This window comes from Anabaena sp. 90 (assembly GCF_000312705.1).
Taxonomy (GTDB): Bacteria; Cyanobacteriota; Cyanobacteriia; order Cyanobacteriales; family Nostocaceae; genus Dolichospermum; species Dolichospermum lemmermannii.
In genome coordinates, this window is record NC_019427.1 from 4073533 (window position 1) to 4087242 (window position 13710).

13 protein-coding genes and 1 tRNA gene are annotated in these 13710 nt (G+C 39.7%); 6 read left to right on the forward strand and 8 right to left on the reverse strand.

Annotated elements, in window-relative coordinates; all coding sequences use genetic code 11:
* Positions 1 to 46: 46 nt before the first annotated feature.
* Complete coding sequence (locus tag ANA_RS17790; RefSeq protein ID WP_015081403.1) at positions 47 to 916, reverse strand: CPBP family intramembrane glutamic endopeptidase; 870 nt, start codon at positions 914 to 916, stop codon at positions 47 to 49.
* Between the two features lie 197 nt (positions 917 to 1113).
* Entirely contained in the window at positions 1114 to 1539 is a 426-nt protein-coding gene (locus ANA_RS17795; protein WP_015081404.1) for an AbrB family transcriptional regulator, read from the reverse strand.
* Positions 1540 to 2773: 1234 nt separating this feature from the next.
* Here ANA_RS17795 and ANA_RS17800 point away from each other — a divergent pair.
* A complete protein-coding gene (locus tag ANA_RS17800) occupies positions 2774 to 3769 on the forward strand; it encodes a succinate dehydrogenase/fumarate reductase iron-sulfur subunit (protein WP_174782876.1) in 996 nt (331 codons plus the stop codon).
* Between the two features lie 152 nt (positions 3770 to 3921).
* Here ANA_RS17800 and ANA_RS17805 read toward each other — a convergent pair whose 3' ends face one another.
* The 4 genes from ANA_RS17805 to psbX all read right to left on the reverse strand — a co-directional run bounded on the left by ANA_RS17805 (position 3922) and on the right by psbX (position 6364).
* Entirely contained in the window at positions 3922 to 4446 is a 525-nt protein-coding gene (locus ANA_RS17805) for a TolB family protein (RefSeq protein WP_015081407.1), read from the reverse strand.
* A 109-nt stretch (positions 4447 to 4555) separates the two neighbouring features.
* Positions 4556 to 5113, reverse strand: a complete 558-nt coding sequence (locus ANA_RS17810; RefSeq protein WP_015081408.1) for a TolB family protein — start codon at positions 5111 to 5113, stop codon at positions 4556 to 4558.
* Between the two features lie 32 nt (positions 5114 to 5145).
* Entirely contained in the window at positions 5146 to 6093 is a 948-nt protein-coding gene (locus ANA_RS17815) for a Ycf66 family protein (RefSeq protein ID WP_015081409.1), read from the reverse strand.
* Between the two features lie 151 nt (positions 6094 to 6244).
* A complete protein-coding gene (psbX, locus tag ANA_RS17820; RefSeq protein ID WP_015081410.1) occupies positions 6245 to 6364 on the reverse strand; it encodes a photosystem II reaction center X protein in 120 nt (39 codons plus the stop codon).
* Between the two features lie 252 nt (positions 6365 to 6616).
* Between psbX and ANA_RS17825 the strand changes: the two genes are divergently transcribed.
* Positions 6617 to 6904: a YggT family protein gene (locus tag ANA_RS17825; protein WP_015081411.1), complete on the forward strand. Its 288-nt coding sequence runs from the start codon at positions 6617 to 6619 to the stop codon at positions 6902 to 6904.
* Positions 6905 to 7069: 165 nt separating this feature from the next.
* Here the strand turns inward: ANA_RS17825 and accC are convergent, their stop codons facing one another.
* Entirely contained in the window at positions 7070 to 8416 is a 1347-nt protein-coding gene (gene accC, locus ANA_RS17830) for an acetyl-CoA carboxylase biotin carboxylase subunit (protein WP_015081412.1), read from the reverse strand.
* A gap of 281 nt (positions 8417 to 8697) precedes the next feature.
* Between accC and ANA_RS17835 the strand changes: the two genes are divergently transcribed.
* Positions 8698 to 8780: transfer RNA gene (locus ANA_RS17835), tRNA-Leu, on the forward strand.
* A gap of 201 nt (positions 8781 to 8981) precedes the next feature.
* Complete coding sequence (locus ANA_RS17840; protein WP_015081413.1) at positions 8982 to 9596, forward strand: chorismate lyase; 615 nt, start codon at positions 8982 to 8984, stop codon at positions 9594 to 9596.
* 407 nt (positions 9597 to 10003) lie between these two features.
* Here ANA_RS17840 and ANA_RS17845 read toward each other — a convergent pair whose 3' ends face one another.
* Positions 10004 to 11155, reverse strand: a complete 1152-nt coding sequence (locus tag ANA_RS17845; RefSeq protein ID WP_015081415.1) for a tetratricopeptide repeat protein — start codon at positions 11153 to 11155, stop codon at positions 10004 to 10006.
* Between the two features lie 454 nt (positions 11156 to 11609).
* On the opposite strand from ANA_RS17845, the gene ccsB reads away from it, so the two are divergent.
* Both ccsB and ANA_RS17855 read left to right on the forward strand, forming a co-directional pair.
* A complete protein-coding gene (ccsB, locus tag ANA_RS17850) occupies positions 11610 to 12647 on the forward strand; it encodes a c-type cytochrome biogenesis protein CcsB (protein ID WP_015081416.1) in 1038 nt (345 codons plus the stop codon).
* A 194-nt stretch (positions 12648 to 12841) separates the two neighbouring features.
* Positions 12842 to 13540 carry a sterol desaturase family protein gene (locus ANA_RS17855; RefSeq protein ID WP_235081893.1) on the forward strand — a complete coding sequence of 233 codons (699 nt, stop codon included), beginning with the start codon at positions 12842 to 12844 and terminating at the stop codon, positions 13538 to 13540.
* Positions 13541 to 13710: the final 170 nt, after the last annotated feature.

Sequence of the window (13710 nt, forward strand, 5' to 3'; positions counted from 1 at the left end):
TCCATTCTTTGCGCCTTTGCTCCTTTGCGACTTTGCGCGAAAAATACTAATTAACAATTTCAGACACCCATAAAAGCACTACCCCCACCGCCAAAACACACATAATTCCTGTTAACCCCGCGAGGGGTTTTTTATTGATACCTGTCACCCATGCAGAAACTTTATCCGTATAGGTGATTAATCCTGCTGTATCTATAGTAGCGATCGCCCATACCCAACCAGCATGAAGTCCCCAAGCTATCCCTAAATTATGCCCATCAGCTAATCTGGCTAATACCAATACCATACCCATGAGCCATAATCCAGGCAGTTGAGGAAGAGTTTCTGTTTGTTCCCAGACCAAATGTAAGACAGCAAAAATCAAGCTAGAAATAATTGCAGCTAACCAAATTGAATAATTCTGTTCTAATTGAGTGAATATAAAGCCCCGAAATACCAGTTCTTCGATTCCCCCCACAAACAAAGCCACTAGGGAAATTGTCAATAAACTAGATGGTATTAACTTGAGATGAGATTTTTCTAAGTAGCACCAACCAGCGCGAATTTGCCCAAGAAATACGATAGCTAGACTGAAAACACCCAAGCTAAAACCTAGCAATAAAGAAGCGAAAATAGAAACTTCCCCTACTAATCCATAATCAGGGAAAGAACCTAATTTCAACCATTGAAATCCCCAGAGAATTAGGGGTACTAATAAATAGAGAGATACTAATAAAGGAATTTTTTGCTCAGGTTGTAAAGATTTATGTATTTGCCAATTTAAGGTAATGGCTAAAATTGCTACTAATGGCAACCAGCAACCTATCCAAACCATAAAAAAAGCCATGACCAAAAATACTGGTGTATCTTTGATAAACTCCAGCAAAGGATTGGCCGATAACTCTAAAAATGACAGCGCAATAGACATAAAAAACATGACTAACTTCCTGCAACAACAGATTTCTTGATTATTCATCAAGACTCTACTAGAATTTGTGACTAATGGAAGAGGCCAAAACGTTTTTTATGTCTTATGCCACTGAAATTATTTAACTACAGCTACTAATTAGCGGTAGCTTTAGGGATAGATTTTTCAGCATTAAGGGAAAAACCAGCCCTGATAGGTGAAAAAATTTATTCTTCTGCGTCTGATTCATCAGCACCATCATCTGACTGGGTTAATTGTTTGTCACCTTCACCAAGTTGAATTAAGTGAATATGTTTGTAACCTAGTCTAATTTCAAATTCATCACCGGGCTTTAGGTTCATCGCTTTGGTGTAAGTTGCACCAATCACAATTTGACCATTTTGATGAACACTAACCCGGTATGTCGGTTCGCGGCCACGTCCATCTTTTGGTGCTTCTGGGCTGAGGGGAATGCCTCTAGCTGACAATAAAGCATCATAAAAATCTGTTAAATTAACCCGAACTTGGCTATTTTTAGTAACGGTGTAATAACCACATTGCTTTGCTCTTTCCCGACGTGGTAAAGTGGAAAGTTCTTTAACTTTCGCTAGTAATGTTTTTCCAGTTAATGGGGCAGTTGCGGTTTCAGCCATTATGTTCTAATTTTCCTTAATCTCTTCAAATTGATAGCGTAGCATGGCGTTAGCCATTTAAAAATTTTCTTGTGAGTCCAGTATTGAGCAATCAGCGCAACTGGACTTCAGAAATAAACAAAACATGAGGGTGATGGGTGAATTCCTGCTGATATGGAAGCAACGAATGACTCTATCATAGTTATCTATAATAGGTTTCTAAGTCATAGTTACCACAAACATTTATTTCAGTAATTTTACTGCGCTTTTAACCATCATTGGCCATCAGAAATTAAATTATTTTCTCTTTGGGCGCTGTTGTATCGGTGTAACTTCAAGCCACCTTTACAAATCAGGTTAGTTCTACTCCAAAAAAGTCGTAGAGCCAATAAATTACAGGTTTTTCACATTCACCGCCAATCTTACTTGCTTTTGAGTTATCGGCTTGCACCTAATTCTCTTCTTTAGCTGAAGATAGCATAGTATTTGTATGTGGTCTAACGAACATACACCCTTTTATTCTGCCAGTAGAGACATGAATTTTCCAGTCTCTACATTACGAGTAAACTTAGAAGTGTTAGCCGCGCTTATGCGGTTATTGTCTCTAATTTTGTTAGTTCGTAATTTTCTATTAAATACTAGCATGAAATAATAATAGCAAAATATTTTTTGAATTTAAAATTCATATTTCGGTTAAATTTTGATCTCACGCGCTGGAGTTGAGGAGGTAAAATGCAGTAGAGATTTTCCCAAGGCTTCATACTGTCATGAGGAGAATGTCAAGACTTTTATGAAAGTTAATCTAATTCCGACTAGCTTTCTTGGAGTGAATCAGTTAAATTCTAGAGTTTCTATGGCTTCGCTACGCCAGCTATCAGTGACTAGAAACAAAAACCGGGGTGGAAAATCCCCATTATTGATCACCGTCAGATTCAAAGCTCTCGTCAGATTATCTACGTCTGTCTAGGGGAAGAATAAATTTACCACATCTATGGGGTATTTGATAGCCATGAGGAAAGATGTTCACTTGCTTTAACACTTCTATATATTTAAAGATGTAGAATTTTGATAACTAGGGCTTGACGAAAGAAGTATTAAGTGTAAAGGATTAAGGGTGAAGCCTGCGGTCAAGTCAAGCATAAGAGAAAATGTCTGTTTATACTTCATGCTTTGGACTTCATCCCTCCCTAGCTTCATGATTTTGAGGTGGGTAAGGCATAGAAAAGATTTGAACCCAAGATTTGGATTGATAATAATGGAAGTTATTTTTAAGATTACTCGACAACAAGAAAATTCTCATCCTGTTTTCAAATCCTACGTTTTGGAGGTAGAACCAGGGAATACTATCCTGGATTGTCTCAATCAGATTAAGTGGGAACAAGATGGAACTTTAGCATTTCGCAAAAATTGCCGCAATACAATTTGTGGTAGTTGTGCTGTGCGGATTAATGGGCGTTCTGCTTTGGCTTGTAAGGAAAATGTGGGGAGTGAACTGGCTAGACTGGAGAAAATATCATCATTGGCAAATCAGTCTCAGGCTACTCCAGAAATTACAGTTGCACCTTTGGGGAATATGCCTGTAATTAAAGATTTGGTTGTGGATATGAATGGTTTTTGGAATAATTTGCAGAAAGTTGCCCCTTATGTAAGTACAGCAAGTAGACAAGTTCCCGAAAGAGAGTTCTTACAAACGCCTCAAGAGCGATCGCTTCTTGATCAAACAGGCAATTGTATTATGTGTGGGGCTTGTTATTCTGAATGTAATGCTCTGGAAGTCAATCCTGACTTTGTTGGTCCCCATGCCTTAGCTAAAGCCTATCGCATGGTGGCAGATTCCCGCGATAGTAATACAGAAGAACGATTAGAAAACTATAGCGCAGGAACTCAAGGAGTTTGGGGTTGTACTCGTTGTCTTTATTGTGATTCAGTTTGTCCTATGGAAGTTGCCCCATTAGAGCAAATCACCAAAATTAAACAGGAAATTCTGGAACGCAAAGAAGCGAGTGATAGTCGAGCAATTCGTCACCGTAAAGTTTTAGTAGATTTAGTCAAACAAGGTGGTTGGATTGATGAACGTCAATTTGGGATGCAAGTAGTTGGTAATTATTTGCGCGATTTACAAGGATTACTTAGTCTTGCACCTTTAGGTTTAAGAATGCTAGTCAAAGGCAAATTTCCCCTTTCCTTTGAACCATCCCAGGGTACTGAGGAAGTGCGATCGCTCATCGAATCTGTACAAAATACTGATTAATTGATTCTATATTCTGGGCGCACGCCTTGCGCCCCTACTTGACTCTTCATTCTTCCTTTTATCTTTCTTACTTCCTTCTTCTTCTTTCTTTTCTCCTGACTCCTGACTCGGTGACTCCTGACTCCTGACTCGGTGACTCCTGACTCCTCTGACTAACTGGGATCTTGAGGAATATTCAATTTTCGCCCAAAACGGTCATAAACTAAAATATCCCATTGTCCATTATTGCTATATTCAAACGCAATTCTACTACCATCAGCACTAATAGTAGGATTGCGGACTTCTCCTTGGATATCACCAGCTAAATTTCGTAATTGACGCACATCTCGATCATAAAAAACAATTTGTGTTCGTCCTTGACGACTAGCAGCAAAAACAATGAATTTACCATTATCAGATGATGCAGGATGGGAAGCAATCGTATCAAAAGAATTTAAACCTGGTAAATCCACCAAATTCCGAGTCACCGTATCAAACATATATACATCTTGACTGCCTCGGCGATCGCTCGTAAACACCATATATCTCCCCGAAATTTGCGGATTTAACTCCGATGAAAAACTATTAAGACTCCTACCCCCAGAATCAAATGGGTAACTGAGTAAACGCGGATAGCCAAAACACCCAGTTAATAGAGTTGAGCATAAAATTAAAATAATTGATAATTTATAATTCATTTAGAGAACAAGGAACAGAGAACAAAAGCAGAAAGGGTTAATAAACAAACCAATTACCAATCCTGAAAATCCTTAAATCCTGGACATCCTGATTCAGACAAAATAAATTTTAATTGGTATTCACCGTTGCACCATTAGGAATATCTAACTCAATAGTTGGACCCCTATCGAGAACTTCAATATCCCATTGTCCACGACCAGCAGATTCAAACGCAACATAACGCCCGTCAGGACTAATAGTAGGATTTCTCACCCAACCACGAAAGGTGGGAGTCAGAATTTGTGAATTTTGCGAAGCCCGATCATAGAGTGCTACAACTGGTCTACCTTGATCACTGGTAATATAACAAATGTAGCGTCCTGTATAACTCAAACTAGGACTTTCCGCAATTACAGATTGTCGGTTTAAGCCCGGTGTGGGCATAAAACTTTGATTTTCTAAATCGTATACTAACAACTGCTGACGACGAGAACGATTGGAAATAAAAGCCAAAAAACGGCCATTACCACTCATTGCCGGTTGTTCTTCAGTATATCGGCTATTCAGAGAAGTTACTCCCATCGGGATATTATCAGCAGCACAAGATATTAGTAAACTTGTCAGTCCAAAAATTAGGCTCCAATAAATAGACTGTTGGAGCCAGAAGCTAGGTGTAAATGTTTTCACATTACTGTTTTCCGTCGTCCACCCCAAATGTTTTAAATATCGTCATCAAAATCGGAATTATCCGGCTCATTATTGGGCTTATTAATGGGATTGTATGGTACATAATCCGTTGGTATAGCCTCATCATCATCCTGTCTTCTAGGCGGAACTGAGTCTCTGGGAGGACGACGTTTTCTGGGTCTAGGAGTAGGAGCAACATCATCCTCTCGGCTTTCTGGGCGTTGGGGGCGATTATTACCGCTATTACTGTTATTACCGCTATTATTGCGACGTGGTGGTTTTCTTACTTCATCTTGAGAATTTGCACCTTCCCAATCATCAACTTGTCTGGGAGCAGAACCCCAATTTTCATCTGTATTACTCTCGCTGGGACGACCGACTGAACGCCCAGAATTAGGACGACGCTTTCTTTCTCCTGAATCTGGTCTTTCCCTGTTCCGTGGGTTTGGTGAACTGCGTGGAGCTTGATCTTCGTAATAGTCATCACGGGAAGAACGTTCATCTCGACTACCGCGAATTCTCGGACGTTGAGGAGCTTCTTCCTCTTCTTCATAAGGTAGCGGTTCTAAATCTGCATCCATCTCAGCTTGATAATTGCGCCGCTCAGAATAAGAATATTTCCTGCTAACCTCGCGTTCATCGTCCACAATGGGAGTATTGCGTTTAGCTTGTTGAGTAGCGATACTCCGCAGACGAATACTTTCAACCGCAAAAAATACCGTAGAACCTACCAAAAGCAACTGACCAAATTGTAAAATTGGATCAAGTCGCCATCCTTGGAAGACAAGAATAAAGCCGCATAATAAGCCAACCGCTGCAAAAAAGATGTCTTGATCTCTTGACAGTTCTGGCCGGACAGTCCTAAGAAAGTACAGTGCTGCTCCAGCTACAGCCAGGAAAATTCCCAGAATACTGGCTGAGTTCGCTCCAAAATTTACCTGAGCTAAAACACTGGCTGAGTTCAGCCCAAAATTAACCATTGGCGTTTTCCTAATATCAAATCTATATTAACGAGTTACACTTACCATCACTATTTTAACCAGTCATAATATTGTAGAAGAAGAATACTGGAGTTCAGAAGTCCAGGAGAAAGGAGAAGACAATTCTTCCCCAGTCCCCAGTCCCTAGGAATTAAAAACGTTGGATTTTATCTTTTTGGCTAATGAAAATTAGACCAATGGTAGCAGGGATAACGACAATCGCAGTCCCAAAAACCAAACTCCAAAGAAAATTTGCTAAAGAGGGTGTCATAGTTCTCAACCTTTTTTTACACAGTTTATTCTCATTTTAATCCTGGATTACTTTCTTGAAAAGTAGAACAGGATTATCTATCCAACTTGGTATCTACTTGATTGATGATCCCAAGTCAATAACTTTGTTTTTCCATTCTCACAATAAAATGACACCATTTAGTTAAAATTAAAAAAGAATGCGTTACAAAACTTAAAATTTCTCAACTTAGGTCTAAGTTGAGGATGTTCTCACAAATATTAGCTAAACAAAATGACTGGTGTTAACTTGACTACTTGGATTCTTGGCCCCTTTTTGGGAGTGATGACGTTTTTATTTATTTTCCGCATTATTCTGACCTGGTATCCCCAATTCCATCTCAACCGTTTACCTTTTAGTCTGATCGCTTGGCCGACTGAACCCTTCTTAATCCCGTTGCGGAAGTTAGTACAACCTATTGGTGGTGTAGATATTACCCCGATTATCTTAGTAGCGATTTTTAGTTTTATTCGGGAAATTTTACTAGGTCAGCAAGGGTTACTGACCATGTTATATAGGTAATAGGAGTCAGGAGTCAGAAGGAAGGAGTCAGGAGTCAGGAGTCAGGAGTCAGGAGTCAGGAGGAAGAAGGAAGAAGGAAGAAAAAATTTTTCCCCAAACAACTGACAACTAACAACTGACAACTAACAACTGACAACTGACAACTGACAACTGACAACTGACCAATTATTGCATTTTCATATCCTGAACAAAGCTGGTGTAAATATTACCCTGCAAAAATTGGGAGTTTTCCATAATTTTTTGATGAAAGGGAATGGTTGTCGGGACTCCAGTAATGGCACATTCTCTCAATGCGCGTTTCATGCGGGTAATTGCTGTAGCTCGGTCTGGTCCCCAGACAATTAATTTGCCAATCAGGGAGTCGTAATAAGGGGGAATGTTGTAATCCGTGTATACGTGGGAATCAATCCGCACTCCTGGTCCTCCAGGTGGCAGATAACCAGTAATTTTACCGGGGGCTGGGCGAAAATCATGATCTGGATCTTCGGCGTTAATGCGACATTCAATAGAATGTCCTCGAAGAACCACTTCTTTTTGTGTCAGCTTTAGTCTTTCCCCTTGAGCAATGCGAATTTGTTCAACTACTAAATCTATACCAGTAATCATCTCTGTCACTGGATGCTCAACTTGGATGCGGGTATTCATTTCCATGAAATAGAATTTACCGAATTTGTCTAGAAGAAATTCGATAGTTCCAGCACCGCTGTAGTTAATAGACTGGGCAGCTTTAACGGCAGCCTTTCCCATTTTTTGCCGTAAATCTGGATCAAGAGCCGGACTAGGGGCTTCTTCTAGGAGTTTTTGGTTACGACGCTGAATTGAACAATCTCTTTCACCTAAATGGATCACGTTGCCGTAGTTATCCGCTAAAATCTGAAATTCAATGTGCCGGGGACGTTCAATAAATTTTTCTATATAAACGCCTGAATTACCAAAAGCTGCTCCTGCTTCCCCTTGAGCCGCGAGGAATAGTCTCACAAACTCATCTTCGGAGCGGACAAGCCGCATTCCTCTACCACCACCACCGGCGGTAGCTTTAACCATTACAGGATAACCAATTTTTTGAGCGATCGCTAATCCTTCTGCTTCTGATTCTACTAACCCTTCACTACCGGGAACTGTAGGAACACCGGCTTTTTGCATAGTTTCTTTAGCGGTGGACTTATCCCCCATCAGCCTGATAGATTCGGGTGTAGGTCCAATGAAAGCGATATGATGATCCGCACAAATTTCGGCAAATCTGGCATTCTCTGATAAAAAACCATACCCAGGATGAATGGCACCGGCATTGCGCGTTAATGCAGCAGCAATAATATTGGGAATATTCAAATAACTTTTACTGCTGGCAGGTTCACCAATGCAAACGGCTTCATCTGCAAGTTGGACGTGCAGCGCGTTTCTGTCAACAGTGGAGTGAACAGCAACTGTGGCAATTCCCATTTCTTCACAGGCACGGAGAATGCGAAGGGCTATTTCTCCTCGATTGGCAATTAATATTTTATCAAATTTCATTTTCGAGTTGCGATATCAGTACCAGTAGATTGACATTTTCTCCTATCCTGTTGACATAAAGCGGTTGCATTACTGCAAATCGTGACAGGAGATTCCCAAACCTCATTCTTAGCAGACTATTGGATTATCTGGCATCTTTGCTAGACCTCTTAATATGACTTGTGCTGTAACTATATTTCTGTTAGTCTCATACCCATTCAAAAAATATTTGGGAAATATTGGAAAAATATTGTATTTGAGAGATTTTTTTATGTTATACTCTAATCTGTGTTCAAAACCGCGCGGATGTGGCGGAATTGGTATACGCGCACGCTTGAGGTGCGTGTGGGCATAGCCCTTGCGAGTTCGAGTCTCGCCATCCGCATTTTTGAATGTAAATAACCCGCTGTTATGTCAGAAAAATGATTATAGCAGCGGGTTTACATTTTTTAGGGAACAGGGAACAGGGAACAGGGAACAAGAGATGGAAAGAATTTTCCCAATAACCAATGATTGACCAGCTTCTTCTAGTGATGCTGGTTTTTGTGCTATTCATAGAAATATATATAAACTTTTGTAAAGAACATTGACTACTACTTTTAATCCCACAAATGATTTAATCTTACCCAGCGCTTGGCATTGTCTAACTCCCATTTGGCAAGGTGGGGAGGAAGCTATTAAACGCGGGTTACCTCACAGTCAGTTAGCTCCTACTTGGCAATTATTGCTTTTGGGTGATGGTTCTCCGACTCGACACGTCCAACTATTGACGGGTGAACCAACGGAGGTAGATGTAATTGATATGTCAGCAATTGGCATGAATACTGATAATGCACCAACTATGATGCAGATGCTACCGGGCCCAAGAGTGCGCCGACAGGTTTGGGTCAGAACTGCTTCCGGTCAGCGGTTATATTATGCTGCTTCTTGGTGGGAAGCAAGTCATGTAGATGAGTATTTACAAAACAAGTCTTTGCCGATTTGGGCAAGTTTAGCGCGGTTACGAACTGAGTTATATAGAGATGTTCAAGGTATTTATTATGGTAACTCAGAAGCGTTAGAGTCGGGTTTTCAAGAAAAGGGGCCTTTTTGGGGTCGCCATTATTTGTTTTGGCATCATGGACAACCGCTGACTTTGATTTATGAGGTTTTTTCGCCTTTTTTAACTAAATATTTAGGCGCTATGAATTATGAAAGTTAATTTTGCCAATCACTAATCTCCAAAACCAGAGAAAGGTTACATCTACAGCAGTTGCGGAAACTAATAGACTTTTAATGTCAAATTTGTGTCATAATCAACCCTAACTGGGGGGAAAATGACTTTTTGACTAAAGGGTGAGTCTTAACAATAATATTCTCTTGGTGTATCCGTGTATGTTAATTGTCAGAATCAGGATATCCAGGATTTAAGGATTTTCAGGATGAAATTAACATTCTTTTCGTGTGTTTCGGTGTGCTATGTTTCGCGCAAAGTGGCAAAGGAGCAAAGACGCAAAGAAGAAATTAACTGTGAGAATAATAGAAAATTATCAAAATTTTATTATTCAATTACAATTAAACATCCTGTTAATCCTTAAATCGGTGGATATCCTGATTCTGACAAAAATACTATTGTTGTAATTCCCTAATTCTATTCAAAGCATCCTGATAATTTTCATTTTTGTCCTGTTGTTGATATATTTTTGCTGCTTGTTGAAAATCAGATATCGCTTGAAATTTGTCTCCTAAAGTAGCGTATGCGTTTCCCCGGTTATAGTAGGCTTTGGCATAGTTAGGATTAATTTTGAGAGCTTGGTTGAAATCTTGTATCACCGCTTGTTTATCTCCTAAAGTATCACGGGCAACTCCCCGGTTGAGGTAAGCTTCGGCATAGTTAGGATTAATCTTGAGAGCTTGGTTATAATCTTGTATCGCTGCTTGTTTATCTCCTAAAGCATCACGGAGATTTCCTCGGTTGAGGTAGGACACGGCATCGTTAGGATTAATTTTGAGAGCTTGGTTGTAATCCTCTATAGCTCCCTTTTTATCTCCTAAATCATCACGGGCATTTCCCCGGTTACGGTAGGACACGGCATCGTTAGGATTAATTTTGAGAGCTTGGTTGTAATCCTCTATAGCTCCCTTTTTATCTCCTAAATCATCACGGGTAAGTCCCCGGTTGAGGTAAGCTTCGGCATAGTTAGGATTAATTTTGAGAGCTTGGTTATAATCTTGTATCGCTGCTTGTTTATCTCCTAAAGCATCACGAAGATTTCCTCGATTGATGTAGGCATTGGCATCGTTAGGATTAATTTTGAGAACTTGGTTGTAATCTTGTATCGCTGCTTGATTATCTCCTAAATTATAATAAGCCATACCGCGATAGAATAAAGCTTCAGAATTATTAGGAGTAAGGCGAATTACTTCGTCATAAGCTAATATTGCCCCGCGATAATCTCCTATTTCATACTTATCCGCAGCCTGAACTAAGAAATCATCAGCTTTTTGTTTTGTCGTCTTTGGTGGTTCAGATAAACCTTGAGACAGTTGAATTAAAATATTAATAGGAATACCGGAATTTCTTCCAGATTTGACAGTCGCACTAGAGGTATTGATCTTATCAAAATCAATATCAATTTTAAAATTTCGGTTCTCAACCAGAGTTCTTTCAGCGTAACTGGGTTGGTTGATTGTCGCAATTGTCGTTAATGCTGTCAGGGAAGCCAGAGTGACAATTTGCGTCAACCCTATCCACCCTTGACTAAATAACCTTTGTTTCATAACTTTAGGTAATTTTTGTGATATTAATTTGATACTGTTCTTATAATAAATTATATCTAAACGTGAGTAAGTTTGGGCAACTCACGGACTAATTTATATTCAAAACGTCTTAATCGTGTGATTACATAGTAGGGCTTTAGCAGCCCGCCTGGGAATGAATTCCCAGTCTAATAGCAAAAGTCATCTGAAGATGACTAAGAATTGTCTAAATCCTCAGTTTACTTTAGTAAACTTTAGCTATTAGCCCGGAAATTCATTTCTGGGCGGGTGTGGAAGCCAAACAAATAACGCATCCGTAGCTTAAGTTGACACCAATAAGCACTGCTAAACCCCTACACATCTCGGTTTTTAACTAAATATCTGGGCGCTATGAATTATGAAGGTTAATCTTGCCAATGACTAATCTCCAAAACCAGTTAGGATCAAGGAAATCGGAATTTGGAGAGAAGTGTTTATGAATCTGGTTGTACTCCAGAACTGGCTAGATAATGCCTCTTTTGCTGTCTTATTCTGTACGATGTTGGTTTATTGGGTGGGGGCGGCTTTTCCGAGTTTATCGGTGACAGCGGCTTTGGGAACAGCCGGTATGGCGATCGCTAATTTGTGTATGGCGACTTTATTAGGGGCAAGATGGATCGAAGCGGGTTATTTTCCCCTGAGTAATCTCTACGAGTCTTTATTTTTCCTGACTTGGGGAATTACTGCTGTCCATTTAATTGCCGAAAATAGCAGTCGTAGTCGTTTGGTGGGAGTTGTGACTGCACCTGTAGCGATGTGCATTGCTGCTTTTGCTACTCTAACTTTACCATCAAATATGCAGGTATCAGAGCCTTTAGTTCCGGCTTTGAAATCTAATTGGCTGATGATGCACGTCAGTGTCATGATGTTGAGTTATTCCGCTTTGATGGTAGGCGCATTGTTAGCGATCGCATTTTTAATTGTTACTCGCGGCCAAAATATCCAATTACAAGGTAGTTCCTTTGGTAATGGCGGTTATCGGAGTAATGGCTATAAACTACTTAAAGCTGGTGAGTTAGTTACATCTACACCCTCTGCGGAAACTAATGGCTTTTCTCGCGTTGAAAGTAATAACAACGGAACTGGAACTGCGGTTTTGGATTTAGTCACAACCACTCCTATTCAAACCACTGAAATTCTTTCACCTCAACGCCTCAACTTAGCTGAAACCCTCGATAATATCAGCTATCGCATCATTGGTTTGGGATTTCCTCTCCTCACAATTGGGATTATTGCCGGTGGTGTTTGGGCTAATGAAGCCTGGGGTTCTTACTGGAGTTGGGACCCTAAGGAAACTTGGGCGTTAATTACTTGGTTAGTTTTTGCCGCTTATCTGCATTCTAGAATAACTCGCGGTTGGCAAGGTAGAAAACCTGCAATTTTAGCCGCTGCTGGTTTTGTTGTAGTTTGGATTTGTTATCTTGGTGTGAATCTTTTGGGTAAGGGTTTACATTCCTACGGTTGGTTTTTGTAAGTTCATTTTCCCCCTTTTCTTTTGAGAGGGGGGGGTTCGCGCAAAGACGCTAAGGAGCAAAGGCGCAAAGAAAGAACTATAATAATTCATGTTGTTTTATAAATACATAACCAGCCTTTATGCTCCCTAATTTGACGCAATTTGGTATCTCCAGTTTGTTTATGTTTTTCGTTCTTTCGACACGATACCTGATTGTGTCTTCGCTGCTTTATTGGTTACTTTGGGTTCGTCGTCCCCAGTCTTGGGAAGTTCGTCGTCTTCATGATCTGGATAGACGGAAGAGTAAAATGAAAAGCGAAATCAAATGGTCTCTCTTTTCCTGTCTTATTTTTGCTTTACCCAGTGCTTTTATCATGGAAATGATCGCATTAGGACAAACAAAAGTTTATATAAATCCTATCCAATATGGCTGGGTTTATTTGCCAGTAAGTCTGTTTATATATTTATTTATCCACGATACTTATTTTTATTGGACTCATCGCTGGTTACATATTCCTAGCATATATCGCCGCTTTCATAAGGTGCATCACCAATCTATTAACCCTACTCCCTGGACTTCTTTTTCTTTTGATCCCGTTGAGAGTATGATAACGGCAATTATTATTCCTATTTTGGTTTTTATTATTCCTATTCACATTAGTATGATCATTTTATTGCTAACATTAATGACGATATTTGGCGTTGTCAATCATACAGGTTATGAGGTTTATCCCCGTTCCTGGATGCGTGGTTTTTGGGGGAAAAATTGGATTACTCCAACTCACCATACTCTTCATCATCACAAGTTTAATTGTAATTATGGTCTTTATTTTCGGTTTTGGGATCAGTTGATGAATACAGATGTGATGGTGAAAACGCCATTTATTCTGAAGAAAAATAGAAGTAATAACTAATGTGGTATTGTGGTTGAATTTTTATTCAATAAATTCTACATCAACAGATGAACACTGTTCTAAATAATCACAAGTAACAGCTACTAATGAACCAAACAGAAATAGCCTGCTTTAAATTCATATCTTTGATACCTCATTTTTTTAGCAAACATGGAATCAACCGATCTGTA

Coding starts and splice junctions, on each gene's coding strand:
- ANA_RS17825 (WP_015081411.1), top strand. CDS start 6,617: ATGACTGGTGTTAACTTGACTACTTGGATTCTTGGCCCCTTTTTGGGA.
- ANA_RS17845 (WP_015081415.1), bottom strand. CDS start 11,155: ATGAAACAAAGGTTATTTAGTCAAGGGTGGATAGGGTTGACGCAAATT.
- ANA_RS17815 (WP_015081409.1), bottom strand. CDS start 6,093: ATGGTTAATTTTGGGCTGAACTCAGCCAGTGTTTTAGCTCAGGTAAAT.
- accC (WP_015081412.1), bottom strand. CDS start 8,416: ATGAAATTTGATAAAATATTAATTGCCAATCGAGGAGAAATAGCCCTT.
- psbX (WP_015081410.1), bottom strand. CDS start 6,364: ATGACACCCTCTTTAGCAAATTTTCTTTGGAGTTTGGTTTTTGGGACT.
- ANA_RS17800 (WP_174782876.1), top strand. CDS start 2,774: ATGGAAGTTATTTTTAAGATTACTCGACAACAAGAAAATTCTCATCCT.
- ANA_RS17790 (WP_015081403.1), bottom strand. CDS start 916: ATGTTTTTTATGTCTATTGCGCTGTCATTTTTAGAGTTATCGGCCAAT.
- ANA_RS17795 (WP_015081404.1), bottom strand. CDS start 1,539: ATGGCTGAAACCGCAACTGCCCCATTAACTGGAAAAACATTACTAGCG.
- ANA_RS17805 (WP_015081407.1), bottom strand. CDS start 4,446: ATGAATTATAAATTATCAATTATTTTAATTTTATGCTCAACTCTATTA.
- ccsB (WP_015081416.1), top strand. CDS start 11,610: ATGAATCTGGTTGTACTCCAGAACTGGCTAGATAATGCCTCTTTTGCT.